Below are 16,099 nucleotides of genomic sequence, written 5' to 3'. Positions count from 1 at the left end.
GTTCCGTTACTGTTGCGGCAGTTGGTCCAGCGCAACATTAAGCTTCCTGACGTTCACGCGATACTCGCCGAGCATGAAGTATTGCGGCGATTCCGTCATGCGGTCGATCAGGTCCACGACGTCACCGCGCCAGGATTCCGGCCATCCCCGTGCCTTCACCACGGACCCGACCTGTATCCGTGCCGATTGCGGGCTGATGTGCGGATCGATACCGCTCGCCGACATCGTCACCAGATCATCGGGTACGTCGGACGGTCGTACGTTGAAGCGCTTCGACAGCGAATCCCGCAGTTCTGCGATCCGCGTCTTCAGCTTCGCGTTGATGGGTCCGAGATTCGAGCCACCGCTCGGTAACGGCTGGCCGTTCACGGCCGAAGGACGGCCGATAAAGTACGTCGGCGATTCGACGACAGGGCCGATCGACATCGCGATATCGTCCTTCGATGGCCCCATGACCAGTCCCAACCCGGCGATCAGGCCGGGATACAGGACTCCGGTCAGCATCGTCATGACGGCGAGGAATGCCACGGACTGCCATATCAGAGTGATGAGCTTGTTCATCGTCATGCTCCTCAGAATGCCACGCTCATCGACGCCGTCACGAAGACGTCGGATGAACGGAAACCGTTATCGGATGGGAAGACATCGTTATCGGCGCCGAGCCAACGCACCTCACCACGCAGCAGAACGGGAGTCGAAGGAAGGACGTCGATGTTGAGCGAGGCGCCGCCGGTCCTGAACGACGTTGCATTGGCCGGTGCGATCAGGATCGTGTTCGGATCGTCGAACCATTCCATGCGGGCTCCGATCCGCACCGCATCGGAAACGGAGTATCGGGATTGCAGTGCGAGATACCACATGTTGTGGGTCGCGTCGGTACCACTCGTCGAATCGGCCGGGCGATGTTGAATGCATGCATCCGCGAGAAGAGCCAGTAACAGGTCGTCCGACGCCTGCAGTTGCACCCAAACATTATTGTGGATACGAAGGCCCGATCCCGACGGCGTAGGCTCGTTGCCGACGTACGTACTCCAGTTCATCGTCAACGCCGATGTGGGCCTGACGACGATCTGCGATCCAAAGGCCTTGTCGTCGTTGACGTCGACGATCTGCTGCCAGCCATTGAGCAGAAGGATACTGGCATCGATCATCGGGCTCGGTGACCACGTCAGCTTCACCGCGGCTTCGTAGTAGGGGGTATAGTCGGCGATGAGGGAGCGGCTCACGTTGATGTTGTCACGCGCGATCATGCTCTCGTAACCGATATGCGACGGCATGATGCCGGCATCGATCCACAGTCCATTCGCGATCCGTGCACCTGCCGAGAGCTCGTGGACGTTCTTCCACGCGGCGTCGGCGCCCACGTAGTTGGCTTCGGCGAAGGTACCGGCCTGCAAGGCAACGCGCAGACGATAGTCATCCGAGCCGTACCTGAAGGCGAGCAGTGCATGATTGACGATGATCTCGTCGTTACGCGACGGCTGCGTCTGGAACGACCGCTGATGATTCCTCGGCTGATTGCCCGACCACGAATACATGACATCGACGTTACCGTTGATGGTCAGCGAAGAGTCCTGCGCTGCCGATAACGCCATATCCGAAAACGAGCAGGAACCCACGATCAGTCCTGCCATGAACATCCGTCTCATACGAATCCCAATGCTGTGAGAAGAATATCGACCAGTTTGATGAAGAGGAAGGGGGCCAGCAGACCGCCCACGCCGTAGATCAGGACGTTGCGGCGCAGGACGACGGCGGCACCTGCGGGTACGTAGGCAACGCCACGAAGTGCGAGTGGAATCAGCAGTACGATGAGGAGTGCATTCACGATGACGGCACTCAGGATGGCACTGTGCGGGGAATGAAGTCGCATGATATCCAGTACGGCGAGCGGTCCGTGTTCACCGCCCGATACCACGTACAATGCACCGAACATCGCAGGCAGGATGGCGAAGTATTTCGATACGTCGTTGGCGATACTGAACGTCGTCAGGGCACCACGCGTCATGAGGAGCTGTTTCCCGATCTCGACGATCTCGATGAGCTTCGTAGGGTTGCTGTCCAGATCGACCATGTTCCCTGCTTCGCGTGCCGCCTGCGTGCCGGTATTCATCGCCACGCCTACGTCGGCCTGGGCAAGAGCGGGCGCATCGTTCGTACCGTCGCCGATCATCGCCACCATGCGGCCTTCGCCCTGTTCGCTGCGGATCCGGGCGAGCTTGTCCTCGGGTCGCGCCTCGGCGATGAAGTCGTCCACGCCGGCTTCGGCGGCGATGGCGGCAGCCGTCAACGGATTGTCGCCGGTGATCATCACCGTGCGTATACCCATCGACCGCAACTGCATGAATCGTTCGCGGATGCCTTCCTTGACGACGTCCTTGAGTTCCACCACGCCCATCACACGATCGTCCTGGCATACGAGCAGCGGCGTACATCCCTGCTGTGCGATGCGGCGTGCATCGGCTTCGCATTCGGGTGGGATCGTGGCACGACGCTCCTGCAGATACGAGCGCACGGCATCGACGGCACCCTTGCGGATCTCCATGACCGTACCGTTACGATCCACATCGGCACCACTCATGCGCGTCTGGGCCGTGAACGGAATGGCCGTATACCGTAGCGAGCCCGACGTATCGTTGGCTTCGGCATGACGGGTCTGGACGAGCGCTACGATACTGCGCCCTTCTGGCGTATCGTCGGCCAGGGATGCGATCATGGCCGACCTTGCGAGATCCGTGGCGCTCACGTGCGGTGCGGGCATCAGCGATGTCGCCATACGGTTGCCGTACGTGATCGTGCCCGTCTTGTCGAGCAGGAGGACGTCGACGTCCCCCGCCGCTTCGACGGCACGACCGCTGCGTGCGATCACGTTGCGGCGTACCATGCGGTCCATACCGCTGATACCGATGGCACTGAGGAGACCACCGATGGTGGTGGGAATGAGGCAGACGGCGAGGGCGATGAGGACCGTAGGCGATGTATCGGCGATGCCGAATCCCCCGTCACGGAGAAAGCCGGTGAACATCGGCAGACAGCCGACGACGAGGAGGAATACGACGGTAAGGCCGAGCAGAAGGTTCGAAAGTGCGATCTCGTTCGGTGTACGCTGGCGCGAGGCACCTTCGACGAGGCCGATGATACGGTCGAGGAAGGCGCTACCCTGTGCCGCAGTGATGCGCACCACGATACGGTCGCTGATGACGGTCGTGCCACCGGTAACTGCACTGCGGTCGCCACCGCTCTCGCGGATGACAGGGGCAGACTCGCCCGTGATCGCTGACTCGTCGATCGAGGCGATACCCTCGACCACTTCGCCGTCGGACGGTACGAGGTCACCCGCTTCGCAGACGACGAGATCGTCCACGACGAGCTCCGATGCGGGAATGCGTTGTTCTCTGCCGTCGCGCAGACGTCGTGCCATAGCCGTGGTACGCATCTTGCGCAATGCTTCGGCCTGGGCCTTGCCGCGGCCTTCGGCGACGGCTTCGGCGATATTGGCGAAGTAGACCGTGGCCCACAGCCAGCCGGCGATCTGCAGATCGAAGGAAGCCGGAATACCGTTCGCGAGATTGTAGAAGCCGATGGCGGTACAGACGACGGCACCGATGGCGACGAGGGCCATGATGGGCGTGCGGCGAAGATCGTTCGGATGGAATTTCCTTGCGGCGTCGACCAACGCCGTCTTCATTGCTTCACGGGAGATCATTGCACACCTCCTGTACTCATGATCAGATGTTCTGCGATGGGTCCGAGCGACAGCACCGGGAAGAACGTCAGTGCGCCGATGATGAGAAGGACGACGAGAAGGAGCATACCGAAGATCGGCGTATCCGTGGGGAAGGTTCCCGGCCCCATCGGCACCTTGCGTTTCGACGCCATGCGGCCGGCGATCGCAAGCACGGGAATGATGACGCCATAGCGTCCGACGAGCATGCAGATGCTCGTGACGATCGTATAGAAGTCCTTCGACGCATCGAGGCCTGCGAAGGCACTTCCGTTGTTGCCGGCCGCACTGGCCATGGCATACAGGACTTCGGATACACCGTGCGCACCGCCGTGCAGCATCGACGCACGTCCGGCCTCCGTGGCGAGAGCGAGCCCCGCACCGACCATGATGCACGTGCTGGGCAACAGCACGGCGATCATACTCATCCGGATCTCGAACGATCCGATCTGCTTGCCGTGATATTCCGGCGTACGCCCTACCATCAGCCCTGCGAGGAAGACCGTCAGCAGGATGAAGACGATGAGACCGTACATACCAGACCCAACGCCTCCGAACACGACTTCACCGAGCATCATGTTGAGCATCGCCAGTCCACCGGCGACGGGCGAAAGCGAGCTGTGCATGGCATTCACCGAACCGTTGGAGCTCGCCGTCGTGGCATTGCTCCAGAGGATGCTGTTCGTGATGCCGAAGCGCACTTCCTTCCCTTCCATCGCCGTCGTCATGCCCACGGCTCCATTGGAAGAGAACTCGGCCCACATGGAAAAGCCGATGAAGGTCACGAAGAGGGCCATCAACGATGCGACGAGGATGCGCCCATGTCTGCGGTCATTGACCATACGGCCATAGGCGAAGACCAATGCGACGGGAATCAGGAGCAGACTCAGCATCTCGACGAGATTCGAGAACGGTGTCGGATTCTCAAGAGGATGAGCGCTGTTCGCATTGAAGACCCCCCCTCCATTGCTGCCGAGCTGTTTGATGGCGACCTGCGAGGCCGCCGGCCCCATCGGCACCATCTGCTCCATACTACCTGCCGTCGCGATCTGCGTTGTGGCATCGAAGTTCTGGATCACACCCTGGCCAAGCAGGAGGATGGAAACGATGACGCTGAGAGGGAGAAGAATGTAGATCGTCGAGCGCGTCATGTCGGCCCATGCATTGCCGACCTTGTCGGTTTCCGTACGGACGATACCGCGGGCCAGTGCGAACAGCACGGCCATGCCGGCAGCCGCACTGAGGAAGTTCTGCACACCGAGGCCGATCATCTGCGTGAGATGACTGAGCGTCGTTTCTCCTGCATAGGCCTGCCAGTTCGTATTGGTCACGAAGCTGACCGCCGTGTTCAGCGAAAGCAGGAACGGAACCCTGCCGGCGTGATCCGGATTCAGCGGGAGCCACTGCTGCACCTGTTGCAACAGCACCAGTACGACGACGCCAACGACATTGGCGACAAGAATGGTACGGCAATACTGCCACCACGTCATTTCACGACCGGCGTCCACACCGGTCAAGCGATAGACGAACCCCTCGACCGGTCCCAGCCATCGCAGTAACGACGACCGTTCTCCGGTCGCTATCGCCGCGATGATCCTGCCGAGCGAGGGGCCCACCAGCATCAGCACACCGAGGAAGACGGTGAGCTGAACCCACATCATCGAAGACATCGTGATCCTTTCTGAATGAACACCTGCAACTTGCCACGACATCCATCAAGGCCGGATCAATAGTCAGGGGCATGGCATTAAGACCGTATAAAGATCGTCCCCATGCCCTGGTACGAAGCCTATTCCAGAGCTTTCGCGAACTCCTTCATCGCCGTACCCAGAAAATCCGCCAGACCAGGATGCCGGTCGTCATAATATCGCCTGAACTCCGGATCGCTCACGTAGAGTTCGGCCAGGCCACGGTACCTCTCGGCATTGCACGGATAGAAGTTCTCGATCCAGCGATGATGGCGTACCACCAGACGTTGTACCTCGGTGCCTGCAGGATCCGTTCCCAGATATGGAACGAGTTCCTGCGCGATCGCCTCGCCCTCCTTCTTTACCGCATCCCACTCGCCCTTCGAAAGTGCGGACAGACGCTTCGTCGTGTCTTCGACGGCATCTTCGCCATATCTCTCCTTCGCCTCCCGTTCATATCGTTCGATAGTATCGGGTGCGAAGCCTTCATATAGATCCTCACGTGATACAGGCATTGTCTTGTCCTCCAGTGTAGTGATTGTTCGACCGATCGTCTGCAACAGACGGCGCAGCCGCTCGACACGCAGGGTCAGCTCGTGGCGATGCCCCTTCAATGCCGAGACCAGATCGAAGTCCGGATCGTCGAGGATCGTCGCGATCTTCCTGAGCGGAACATCCAGTTCCCGATAGAACAGGATCTGCTGGAGCCGCAGAAGGTCGGCATCGGAATAGCGCCGATAGCCGGCTTCGCTTCGATGCGACGGCTTCAGAAGGCCGAGATGGTCATAGTGGTGCAAGGTCCGGACGCTTACGCCAGCCAGTTCCGCCAGCCTCTGTACGGTATAGTATGCCGTTGTCTGTTGCATGGTATCGAAGATAGGGGCTGACGTTACGTGAGAGTCAAGGGAAACGTTCAAGCCACCGATCCGGAAAGACACTACGCTTCGATTCTGCAATGGACTTCGGCTGCATAGACCCTCAGGATGAAGTCGGACATGAAATCGAACATATAGTGTGGCCTGTCGGCTCCTACGAAATCCGCACCGAAGGACTGTATGATGTCCTCACTGACGAACTGACTCAAGCCAAGGCAAGTATCCTCGCGATAACCATGTTCAGGGTTGCGTGGCGATGCGGCGAAGAATGACACGTCCGACATGATGAGGGTGATCGCGCGTGGGCAATCCTCCGGGACATAATCCGCCACGGAAACGATCCATTCGAGCGTCACTATCCGCGCAACGACATCGTAGGTCAGGCTACGAAAAACATAGTAGTTGTGAAGATCATAGAAGTCCTCGCCGACGATCAATTGTGTATGATCGATCCTGAACCCAATGAAGTTCATGTGTATCTCGCTTCTCGTTGTGTGAACGATCCAACGCCCCATAGTAATACGACGGAAAGGGCATTCAATGGCAGCATCCTCTCGATATCCATAGATACTACATCATAATAGCTCCTGACGGAGATAGAGCTCCCCGTTCATAAATTACGTGTGCTATTCGTCAATTGCGTTACGACCGGACATTCCGCATCTTCATATCGTTCGATGCACCGTTCGCGCTACTGTGAAGCCATGTTGCATATCGTGGCGAGATAACAATGAAGACAGGAAGAATATGAACCGCAGAACGTTTGAGCCTTTGGCATCGTCGATTTTCACGATTGGCATTCTCGACATGCTGGGCTTCGAGATGCCTGGTGTTGCCTATATCGCAGCCGTCGTATCGTCGATCGCGACAAGCATGCTGGTCCCGCGTTGGGACATCAAGCCTCTCGTACGTATGCTGATCATGGCCGGCATCCTGGGTGTATCGGTGCTGTCGGCGACGGTACTACCTCGTGGCACACACGAGGGGATCGAAAGCAGTTTGTTCTTCGTGATCCTCGGTGTTACATCTCCCTTGTTCTGGGAGATGCTGCTTTCTCCCGGTCATGAGAAGGAAGCATCGGCATAGGCTTTAATGCACATCCGATGAATGGAAGGGCGGCTGATCGTGAGAGCAGTTGTCCTTCTTCATGTGGGCATTGGCCTGTCAATGTAGTCATCGATACGATCGTGACAGGATGCCAGAGGAGTCACCCCACGAGGGCGAGACGTACCTGCAGTTCGTTGTAGCGCTGCACTTCGATCGGTACGCCGAAGCGATCCGTCAGCAGGTCCGTTCCTACCAGGTCGACCGGTCTGCCGACGAAGGCACACGTTCCCCTGTCCAGTACCAGAAGGCGGTCCGCCCGTTCGGCCGACGCGAGAACGTCGTGCGATACGCAGATGACGGACATCGAATGCAGATCGGCGGCTTCGCGCATCAGACGATAGACGATGCGCTGATGACGGAGGTCCAGGGCGGATGTCGGCTCATCGAGCAGGAGCACGGACTTCGACGACTTTCCCTGTCGCAGTTGATGGAGCGCGCGTGCGATCATGACGAGCTGGCGTTCTCCCCCCGAAAGCGTGGAGAACATATCGCAGGCCTTGTGTCGCAACTCGACCTGTTCGAGTATATCCATCGCTCCATAGTCCCCGTTTCCCCGCCACCACGAGCGGGACTGGGCCATTCCCTGCACGACGTCGATGACGGGCAGCGGAACGTTCGTGGCCGTATGCTGGGGTACCACCGCACGCAACGCAGCCAGCTCACGCGGATGATACTGCCGGATGTCACGACCGCCCATTTCCACCATACCCGATGAAGGGCGGACGTCCCCCGCCAGAACCCCCAGGAACGTACTCTTTCCCGCACCGTTCGGCCCGATGATCATCGTGATCGTACCGGGTTCGGCCGTGAGGGAAACGCCGTCGAGAATCGCGGTGTCTTTGCGTCGTACGGCAATGGATGATGCTGTGATCATACGAACTCCCGTCTGCGCTGACGAATCAGCAGGCTGAGAAAGAAGGGCGCGCCGATCGCTGCCGTTACCACTCCGATCGGCAGTTCGCGCGGGATGACGATGGTACGTGCCAGGCAGTCCGATGCGATGAGCAGCGTAGCGCCCAGAAGGGCCGAGCCCGGTATCACCGTACGCAGATCGGATCCGATGAGCATGCGCACGATATGAGGAACGACGAGACCGACGAAGCCGATCGGACCACAGTAGGCCACGACGATTCCCACACCTGCGGCGACGAGCAGGATGACGCTCGTCGTCAGACGCCGTACGGGCACACCGGCATGGGCGGCTTCCCGTTCTCCGAGAGCGAGGACGTGGAGACCGCGGGCCAGCGGTTGGGCACAGATCAGACTCACGATGGCGATCACGCACATGATGCCGGCCATCGTGGCATCCACCGCACCGACACTGCCGAGCAGCCAGAAGGACATGTTCTTGAGCTGTGCTTCCGTCGCCACGTAACTGCAGAAACCGATGATGGCTCCGAGCAGGGCATTGAGGGCGACGCCTGCGAGAATCATCAGCGACACCGACGATGTACCGCCGATACTTCCAAGACGCCATACCAGCACGACGGCAGTGAGACCACCGATGGCGGCAGCGGCAGGAAGGGAGAATGCAGAGGCCGCGAGTGCGGTGCCACCGCTCGTCAGAATGAAGATCATCGCACCGCTCGCGGCACCACTGCTGATACCGAGCAGTCCCGGGTCGGCCAGCGGATTGCGGAATAGTCCCTGCAGCAGGACACCGCTGAGTGCGAGGATGACGCCTGCCGCCGCCGATGCGAGCACACGGGGCAGACGTATCGTCAGGATCACGGTGGTATGCAACGGGTCGCTCGCTGAACGACCCGTCACGACATCCACCAACGTATCGACGACGTCCGAAACCGGAATAGGAAGGGCACCAAGACTGATGGCCATCACGAAGGCCACGGCCAGCAGGACGGCGAGTCCGGTCAGTACCATGACGGCCCTGCGCACACGTCGGCGCATGATGACCATCTCCGGCATCGTCATCGCATCCGTCGTCATTGCGCGTTCCGTAACAGGTCGTACAACGTCTTCGTTCCTTCCGCAAGGCGCGGACCGAAGGTAAGCATCAACGCATCGTCGACCTTGACGATCTTCCCGGCCTTACCGGCACGGGTGGCCGCCACCCCGGGCAGGGCTCTCACTCCATCCATTCCCCCGACGCTCGCCGCGCCATGCTCTGTGACGACGATGATGTCGGGATTCGCGCCGATCACGGACTCCGCCGTGATGGCGATGTTGCCCTTGGCATCGATGGCATTGGTGGCTCCCACGGACTGTACCATCGCATCGGACACCGTGCCCTTGCCGGAAATGTAGGTGACGCTCTTGCCGCGCAGATAGAGGAAGAGGATACGTTTACCGACTGGCTTCGCGGTGATTTCCTTCCACAAGGCGGTCATGTCGGAACGCAACTTCGCCGTGAGCTCCCTGGCTTTCGCCGCCGCACCGAACGATGCACCGATGGTTTCGATGCAGCGGCAGGTTTCGTCGAGTGTCTCGGGACGTTCGACGGTAACGATCTTCACCCCTGCCGCCTTGAGTTGTCCGATCACGTGCGGGGGACCGGCTTCGCCGATGGCGACGATGTGCGTAGGCTTCAGACTCAGCAGTCCTTCGGTCGACAGTGCCGTGAAGTATCCCACATTCGTGAGCGAATGCACGGAAGCGGGATACGTACTCGTGACGTCGACGCCGACGACGTACCTGCCGAGACCGAGGGCGAAGAGCGTCTCGGTGACGACACTGCCGACGGAGACGATACGCTGCGCGGAAAGGGACGACACGGCCATCGTCATGATCATCGCGATCAGACACAGGCGGCGCATCGCGGCCATACGATCAGCCATTGACCACCTCTCCCGCCTGACGCAGTTCCTGCCAGAGCGATGCCCAGTCCTCGCGTTCGGGAACGCCGGGCTTGCGCTTACCGAAGAACTGGACGATGAAGTCTCCGTTCTCCGCGAAGGCTTCGATGGAGTGGATCGGCCCGTCGTCGGACGGCTTCTCGACTGCCCATACGGTATGTACGCGATCGAGGTTGAGGTGAAGGTTCCAGAGCGGATCCATCACGTTGATCCACGGACCCGTCGCCATGATGTTCGATGCAGGCCCGGAATGGATCTGGATCGCACCATCGTTGCCGACGAAGCACATGATTTCGGCATTGCGTTCGCTCACGGCATTCAGCATCGTCGTGATCGATTCGCGAGGAATGGAACGTGCGAGGTCGTCACCGGCAGCATGCATGGCCGCGATGCGCGTCACACGGTGCTTGCGAAGCATCGGGAAGAAGTCGTGCGTATCGCGCAGTGCGCGCCAGTCGGCACGGAACCGTTCGACGTCCACATCGGTGGACGATACGGGCGGCGCGGGAGCCGGGCGAACGGCGAGACCGTCATCCTGCGTACCACTACGGTACTGTTCCACGAACTTCCTGTAGGCGTCGAGGTCGCTCGTCTCCGTCAGATAGATCTTGTGGACGGCCGTACCCGAAGCATCGAACGTCTGGATGCTCCGCAGCGTGCCGCGGGGCGACTCGGTTTCGCATGCGAACGAATAGGCCCAATGACGCGGAAACATCCGGAGGTCGATGTCGGCGCCGACGACGAGGACGTGTTCGGGAGACCCGGAGACATTCTTGTAGATACCCTTGCGTTCGTGGACGCAGGCTTCGTTACGGGTCAGCGCCATCACATAGCCGAAGGTCCCGGCCCCCTTCATGATGTCCAGACACGAAACGTCCAGACGCACGTTCTCGGTTCCTACCAGCGCAGCTACAAGCTCCCCTTCGCTGATGCCCATCTGGGCGGCGGCGTCCCGTGCACGCGGGGGGCGTGCCGACGTACGCATCCTATTCCATGTCTCACGGATGCTTGCTGGTTCCATAGTCTCTATCCCTTCTGCCAGATAATGAATCGTTCTCGATCTGAATTCGAAGTTACCGTATTTCACCAACATATCTTAATTTAGACTTAGTCCAAATAAGGGCTCAGCCATATTTTCGATTGTACGTAATCGACAGGAGTGAATGACGATGGTACGCAACTACATGATTTCCAAGGCGATTGCAGTGCTGGCCCTGCTCGGGTCCGTACCCGTGGTGGCCGAAACCCACGATTCCGTTTCGATGGGCGCGCAGTACGCCGATCAGGTCTTCTATCAGTTCGGATCGGGAGAAAGAGGTCGTTCATCGAATGCCAATTGGCACATCGCCTTCTCCACGACCGGCACGTCGGGCACAATTCTCACGAACGGCGCCGCCGGCGTGAAGCTGCAATGCGTGCCCGGCAAGACGGTCGGAGACTGGGCGACCATCGACACGGCTGGTTCCGGTGCATGGCCCATCGTCTACAACGATGCCAAGGACTGGTCGGAAGGCGCCTTCAGCCGTACCCGCGACGAGAACGATCCCTTCGACCTCGGCTGGGGCAGCTACAGCATGATCACGCATACGGTCGTCGGCAAGCGCGTCTTCGTCATCACCCTGCCCGACGGCACGGTCCGCAAGATCAGGGTCGACGGCCTCGTGAGCGGTGTCTTCACCGTCACCCATGCCGGCCTTGACGGCACGGACGAGCAGACGATCACGATCAACCGCAAGGACTACGCGACGAAGAACCTGATCTATCGATCGCTGTCCGAACATGAGACCATCGATCGTGAACCGGCACGCACGGACTGGGACATCACGTTCACCCGATACGTCGAACCCATTCCCTACGGTCAGATCATGATGGACTATCCGGTGACGGGCATCCTCACGGCTCCCGGTGTAGCGGCCATCAGGCTCACCGGCGAAGCCGCCCTGAATCCTGTCCTTCCCGTCGAACCGGCATGGGACAGTTCCGCGATGATCATCGGCAGCACCTGGAAGTCCTATACGGGCGGTGTCTACGTCGTCCGCGATTCCATCGCATGGATCGTCCGCAGGGCGAGCGGCAACATCGTCGTCTTCAAGCCGACGCGATTCAGCGGTGGAGGTACGGGAACGACGTCGTTCACGACGGAGGCAATCACGACGTCCGTCACCGAACACGACAACGGCCGGACGTCCCTCGCCCTCATGCCGTCGATGGTCGATCATGGCTCCAGCGTCCGCATCGTGACCGATCTGCCGTCGGCTGCTGCGTGCTCCATCGTGGATGCGACGGGACGCGAAGTCGTGAATCTCTCCATCGAAGCAGGTCTTACTTCGACGGTCCTTTCGACGTCCACGCTCGCCAACGGCATGTATCGCGCCGTCGTGCGAAGTCCGTTCGGTATCACGACACAAGCCTTCATCGTACGATGATCCTTCTTTCGCTGATCGCAGCAAGCGTGCTTGCAGTGCAGCAAGACTCGATCCCGGCCCGGCACGATACGATACGTTCGTATCGTGCCGACGAGGTCGTGGTGACGGGACAACTGCTGCCGACGTCGATAAGCCGCAGCGTCCATCGCGTCCGTATCGTGGATGCGGAGCGCATTCGCGCACAGCAGGCGGTGACGCTTCGCGACGTCCTGGTACAGGAATCGGGCATTCGCCTTCAGCAGGACATGGCTCTGGGTACGGGTCTGAGCCTCGGGGGTATCTCGGGCAACAACGTCAAGATCCTCGTCGACGGAGTTCCCGTGATCGGGCGTCTGGATGGTTCGATCGATCTTTCACAGGTACCGGTCCAACGGGCACAACGCATCGAAATCGTCGAAGGCCCGATGTCCATCATGTACGGCACCGATGCATTGGGCGGTGTGATCAACATCATCACTGCCGCACGAGCGGTGGACTCGCTCCATGTGTCGGCATACGGCCAGCACGAAACGGTCGGCGCATGGAATGCAGGCACGACGGTACGCGGCATGGTCTCCGACGTGGATGTCCACGGCTCCTTCACCCGCAATCTCTTCCGGGGCTGGAATCCTCCGGGTACGATCGCCGAACGTTCGTTCCAATGGAAGCCTCGCGAACAGTATCTCGTCGATGCAGGATTCGGTCTGAACGTCTCGTCCATGCAGCTCAAATACGACGGTTCGTGGTGGAACGATCTGATCCTCACGCGCGGCGAACCGCGTTCGCCTTTCGGAACGTCGGCCATCGACGAGCATACGACGACGCGCCGCATGCAGCACTCGGTGTCGCTGCTCGGCGATATCGTGGAAGGATGGAAACTTTCCGGCCTTACGAGCTTCTCCACCTTCGACAGAATGCGTATCGGCATCGTCAAGGATCTTGTGACGGGCGTGGAACGGACATCGATGCAACCGGGATCGAGCGATACGAATACGCAGCGCACGGTCATGACGCGATGGATGCTTCGCCCACCGGCATTCTCCGACGCTTTCGCACTCGAAGTCGGCGGTGAAGGAACGTCCGACGTCGTGACGGGTAACAGGATCGCACAGGGTCGGGCCACGATGGTCGACGTGGGCCTTTTCACCGCACTACAGTGGCAACCCATCCGGCAACTGATCGTACAGCCGGGCCTTCGCTATGTCTACAACTCCCGATACGGTGGACCATTCACGCCGGCATTGAACGTACGCTGGTCGGCGTCGCATGACGTCACCTTCCGGTTGGAGTACGGGCGCGGCTTTCGGGCGCCCTCACTGCGTGAACTGGCGATGGAATTCATCGACATCAATCACAACATCACCGGCAACGACAACCTGCGTGCGGAGTATTCGCATCATGCCGGCATGTCGATGGACATCGGCCTTGCCGGTGAACGGGCCCTCCTGTCGATCAGGCCGTCGATCGTGTTCAACGACATCAGCGACCAGATCACGCTCGCACAGGTCGATGCGACGCGCTACCAGTACGTGAACATCGGACGCCAGCGTACGATGATGGCGCGGACCGACGTCGTCGTCGACGTCTCCGATCTCCAGATCAAACTGTCGGGTGCGCTGACCGGTACGCAGCGCCGGTTCGAAACGGGTACGATGAGCTCCTGGATGATGTCGCCCGAAGGCAACCTCCAATGCACGTGGTCCGATCCCTGGGTGGGCATACGCTGGAACGGCTTCGCAAAGGTCACCGGATCGCAACCCACGGTCCAGCTGCAGGAAGACGGCACCCTGACGAACGGTTCGATCGCCGCCTATACGGTGATCGACGTCACGGCCGATCTGCCCGTCATCCTTTCGTTCTTCCGTGCATCCATCGGCGTACGCAACCTTCTGGACGTCACGATGCTGCAGTCGACGAGTGCCGGAGGTACGGCGCATTCGCCGTCGACCGGATCGATTCCCATGATGTGGGGCAGGTCCATGCTCTTCACGATTCGCTACGAGATGTAATCATGCCCTATACTCGCCTGCTCTCAGCCCTGCTGCTGATTCCCTGTCTCCAGTCCTGCCTGCCGTCCGACAAGCTCGTCGCTCCGCCCGCACCCGGCAGTTCGAAACGCATGCAGGTGCTCGTCGGATCGACCTACGACAGGCAGGTCTTCGTCGATCTCGCCACGTTGGACACCGTCCTCACCGTCCCGCTCGATTCGTGGAATCTCTGCGTGAACTCACGGCCCGACGACCATACGATCCGTCTCAACACGGGTCTCGTGGCTTCCGTCCAGGATGCAGGAGAAGTCCCGTTCGACGATGTACGGAACGCGCCGGCGACTGAGTCGCGCTACGATCATCCGACGGGCAGGACCGATTCCATGGCCATCGGTATATGGTGGAATGCCGACGGTAGTGGCGACGGCCATGTTTACGTCGTCCACCTCGGCTACGATACGAAGGGCAGGGACCTCGGCTTCCGCAAGATCCAGCTCGTGTCCGCCGAAGCGGATCATATCGTCCTGCGGGCAGCCACCCTCGACGGATCGTCGGATACGACCGTCACCGTCGCGAAGGATCCCCTGCGCCGTACGACCGGCATACGGCTGGCACCGACGGTCCAGGTCGTGACGCACGAACCGCCGGCGGACAACTGGGACATCGTCTTCACGCGCTATACGCACGTCTTCTGGGAACCGGCGTTCACGCCTTATGCCGTGACCGGTGCCCTGGTCAACACGACACGCATCGAAACAGCGAAGACGAGGAAGACTCCCTTCGTGGCCATCGACCGTACCGCTGCGGAAGCGATGACGTTCACGAAGGACCGCGACGGTATCGGATACTCGTGGAAGTCCTACGATCTCAACGCGGGAACCTATACCATCGATACGACGACCACCTACGTCATCCACGACGTCTACGGTCAGTACACGAAGCTCCGCTTCCTCGACTTCTACGATTCGCAGGGACGCACCGGTGCCCCGCTGTTCGACGTGGCGCCGCTATAGAGCACTCCCATCAAACGAGGATGATCTCGTGCCGGATGTCGGCCGTCTTCGCCAGCATGGCATAGACGCCGCAGTACTTCTCGATGGAGGAATGGACGGCGCGCTCGACCTTGGGACGTTCGGCCGGATCGACGCCGACTTCATAGACCATACGAATCGTCTTGTAGACCTTGGGATGATCTTCGGTTAGATCCCCTTCGACGCGGATCACGAGCGACCGCATCGTCACACGCGATTTGGCCACGAACAGTGCGACGTCGATTCCCGTACACCCCGCCAGGCCGCTCAGGAGCAGTGTCTTCGGGCTGATGCCCTGTCCCGTTCCTCCGGCTTCGATGGCGGTGTCGATCGGAATCGTGAAGCCCTGCTGGTGGACATCGAACCGAACCCCGCCCTTCCATGTCGTTTCCGTCCTGTGAGTCGCCATACCGATATCCCGTTCGTATCGTGATGAAAACACTGCAAACCTACGGCATCCGATAATTG

The 16,099-nt window shown here is 60.0% G+C and carries 15 protein-coding genes; 4 read left to right on the top strand and 11 right to left on the bottom strand.

What is annotated here, in order from left to right:
- Positions 1-6: 6 nt before the first annotated feature.
- The 6 genes from BGO89_11365 to BGO89_11340 all read right to left on the bottom strand — a co-directional run bounded on the left by BGO89_11365 (position 7) and on the right by BGO89_11340 (position 6,760).
- The gene (locus tag BGO89_11365) at positions 7-561 is read right to left on the bottom strand and encodes a hypothetical protein (protein ID OJX57371.1); all 555 of its coding nucleotides are present in this window, start codon (positions 559-561) and stop codon (positions 7-9) included.
- Positions 562-572: 11 nt separating this feature from the next.
- Positions 573-1,640, bottom strand: coding sequence for a hypothetical protein (locus tag BGO89_11360; GenBank protein ID OJX57096.1), 1,068 nt, complete (start codon positions 1,638-1,640; stop codon positions 573-575).
- Positions 1,641-1,645: 5 nt separating this feature from the next.
- Complete coding sequence (locus BGO89_11355; protein ID OJX57095.1) at positions 1,646-3,706, bottom strand: potassium-transporting ATPase subunit B; 2,061 nt, start codon at positions 3,704-3,706, stop codon at positions 1,646-1,648.
- Positions 3,703-5,394, bottom strand: a complete 1,692-nt coding sequence (locus tag BGO89_11350) for a potassium-transporting ATPase subunit KdpA (protein ID OJX57094.1) — start codon at positions 5,392-5,394, stop codon at positions 3,703-3,705. Before BGO89_11350 ends, BGO89_11355 begins: the two co-directional genes overlap by 4 nt.
- Positions 5,395-5,513: 119 nt before the next feature.
- Complete coding sequence (locus BGO89_11345; GenBank protein OJX57093.1) at positions 5,514-6,278, bottom strand: hypothetical protein; 765 nt, start codon at positions 6,276-6,278, stop codon at positions 5,514-5,516.
- A gap of 71 nt (positions 6,279-6,349) precedes the next feature.
- The gene (locus tag BGO89_11340; GenBank protein OJX57092.1) at positions 6,350-6,760 is read right to left on the bottom strand and encodes a hypothetical protein; all 411 of its coding nucleotides are present in this window, start codon (positions 6,758-6,760) and stop codon (positions 6,350-6,352) included.
- 334 nt (positions 6,761-7,094) lie between these two features.
- Here BGO89_11340 and BGO89_11335 point away from each other — a divergent pair, with 334 nt between their 5' ends.
- Entirely contained in the window at positions 7,095-7,373 is a 279-nt protein-coding gene (locus tag BGO89_11335; protein ID OJX57091.1) for a hypothetical protein, read from the top strand.
- 121 nt (positions 7,374-7,494) lie between these two features.
- Here BGO89_11335 and BGO89_11330 read toward each other — a convergent pair whose 3' ends face one another.
- Genes BGO89_11330 through BGO89_11315 form a run of 4 tightly spaced genes read right to left on the bottom strand, consistent with a single transcriptional unit; the run spans position 7,495 to position 11,228 of the window.
- Positions 7,495-8,268 carry a hypothetical protein gene (locus BGO89_11330; GenBank protein ID OJX57090.1) on the bottom strand — a complete coding sequence of 258 codons (774 nt, stop codon included), beginning with the start codon at positions 8,266-8,268 and terminating at the stop codon, positions 7,495-7,497.
- Positions 8,265-9,311, bottom strand: a complete 1,047-nt coding sequence (locus BGO89_11325; GenBank protein OJX57370.1) for a hypothetical protein — start codon at positions 9,309-9,311, stop codon at positions 8,265-8,267. The genes BGO89_11330 and BGO89_11325 overlap by 4 nt, the downstream gene beginning before the upstream one ends.
- Before the next feature lie 26 nt (positions 9,312-9,337).
- Positions 9,338-10,168, bottom strand: a complete 831-nt coding sequence (locus BGO89_11320; GenBank protein ID OJX57369.1) for a hypothetical protein — start codon at positions 10,166-10,168, stop codon at positions 9,338-9,340.
- Positions 10,169-10,181: 13 nt separating this feature from the next.
- Positions 10,182-11,228: a hypothetical protein gene (locus BGO89_11315; GenBank protein OJX57089.1), complete on the bottom strand. Its 1,047-nt coding sequence runs from the start codon at positions 11,226-11,228 to the stop codon at positions 10,182-10,184.
- Positions 11,229-11,370: 142 nt separating this feature from the next.
- On the opposite strand from BGO89_11315, the gene BGO89_11310 reads away from it, so the two are divergent.
- Genes BGO89_11310 through BGO89_11300 form a run of 3 tightly spaced genes read left to right on the top strand, consistent with a single transcriptional unit; the run spans position 11,371 to position 15,613 of the window.
- Positions 11,371-12,633, top strand: coding sequence for a hypothetical protein (locus BGO89_11310; GenBank protein OJX57088.1), 1,263 nt, complete (start codon positions 11,371-11,373; stop codon positions 12,631-12,633).
- On the top strand, positions 12,630-14,621 hold the full coding sequence (locus tag BGO89_11305) for a hypothetical protein (GenBank protein ID OJX57087.1): 1,992 nt from the start codon (positions 12,630-12,632) through the stop codon (positions 14,619-14,621). The genes BGO89_11310 and BGO89_11305 overlap by 4 nt, the downstream gene beginning before the upstream one ends.
- Before the next feature lie 2 nt (positions 14,622-14,623).
- Positions 14,624-15,613 (top strand): hypothetical protein, encoded by a 990-nt coding sequence (locus tag BGO89_11300; GenBank protein ID OJX57086.1) that lies wholly within the window; start codon positions 14,624-14,626, stop codon positions 15,611-15,613.
- Between the two features lie 10 nt (positions 15,614-15,623).
- Here the strand turns inward: BGO89_11300 and BGO89_11295 are convergent, their stop codons facing one another.
- The gene (locus tag BGO89_11295) at positions 15,624-16,040 is read right to left on the bottom strand and encodes a hypothetical protein (GenBank protein OJX57085.1); all 417 of its coding nucleotides are present in this window, start codon (positions 16,038-16,040) and stop codon (positions 15,624-15,626) included.
- Between the last annotated feature and the right edge of the window lie 59 nt (positions 16,041-16,099).

This window comes from Candidatus Kapaibacterium thiocyanatum (assembly GCA_001899175.1).
Taxonomy (GTDB): domain Bacteria; phylum Bacteroidota; class Ignavibacteria; order Kapaibacteriales; family Kapaibacteriaceae; genus Kapaibacterium; species Kapaibacterium thiocyanatum.
This window is presented reverse-complemented; position numbering and strand designations above follow the sequence as displayed.

Excerpts from the sequence above, each read along its gene's own strand:
- BGO89_11360 (OJX57096.1), bottom strand. The coding sequence starts at position 1,640 with ATGTTCATGGCAGGACTGATCGTGGGTTCCTGCTCGTTTTCGGATATG.
- BGO89_11295 (OJX57085.1), bottom strand. The coding sequence starts at position 16,040 with ATGGCGACTCACAGGACGGAAACGACATGGAAGGGCGGGGTTCGGTTC.
- BGO89_11320 (OJX57369.1), bottom strand. The coding sequence starts at position 10,168 with ATGCGCCGCCTGTGTCTGATCGCGATGATCATGACGATGGCCGTGTCG.
- BGO89_11300 (OJX57086.1), top strand. The coding sequence starts at position 14,624 with ATGCCCTATACTCGCCTGCTCTCAGCCCTGCTGCTGATTCCCTGTCTC.
- BGO89_11335 (OJX57091.1), top strand. The coding sequence starts at position 7,095 with ATGCTGGGCTTCGAGATGCCTGGTGTTGCCTATATCGCAGCCGTCGTA.
- BGO89_11365 (OJX57371.1), bottom strand. The coding sequence starts at position 561 with ATGAACAAGCTCATCACTCTGATATGGCAGTCCGTGGCATTCCTCGCC.
- BGO89_11345 (OJX57093.1), bottom strand. The coding sequence starts at position 6,278 with ATGCAACAGACAACGGCATACTATACCGTACAGAGGCTGGCGGAACTG.
- BGO89_11325 (OJX57370.1), bottom strand. The coding sequence starts at position 9,311 with ATGGTCATCATGCGCCGACGTGTGCGCAGGGCCGTCATGGTACTGACC.
- BGO89_11330 (OJX57090.1), bottom strand. The coding sequence starts at position 8,268 with ATGATCACAGCATCATCCATTGCCGTACGACGCAAAGACACCGCGATT.
- BGO89_11340 (OJX57092.1), bottom strand. The coding sequence starts at position 6,760 with ATGAACTTCATTGGGTTCAGGATCGATCATACACAATTGATCGTCGGC.
- BGO89_11310 (OJX57088.1), top strand. The coding sequence starts at position 11,371 with ATGACGATGGTACGCAACTACATGATTTCCAAGGCGATTGCAGTGCTG.
- BGO89_11305 (OJX57087.1), top strand. The coding sequence starts at position 12,630 with ATGATCCTTCTTTCGCTGATCGCAGCAAGCGTGCTTGCAGTGCAGCAA.
- BGO89_11350 (OJX57094.1), bottom strand. The coding sequence starts at position 5,394 with ATGTCTTCGATGATGTGGGTTCAGCTCACCGTCTTCCTCGGTGTGCTG.
- BGO89_11315 (OJX57089.1), bottom strand. The coding sequence starts at position 11,228 with ATGGAACCAGCAAGCATCCGTGAGACATGGAATAGGATGCGTACGTCG.
- BGO89_11355 (OJX57095.1), bottom strand. The coding sequence starts at position 3,706 with ATGATCTCCCGTGAAGCAATGAAGACGGCGTTGGTCGACGCCGCAAGG.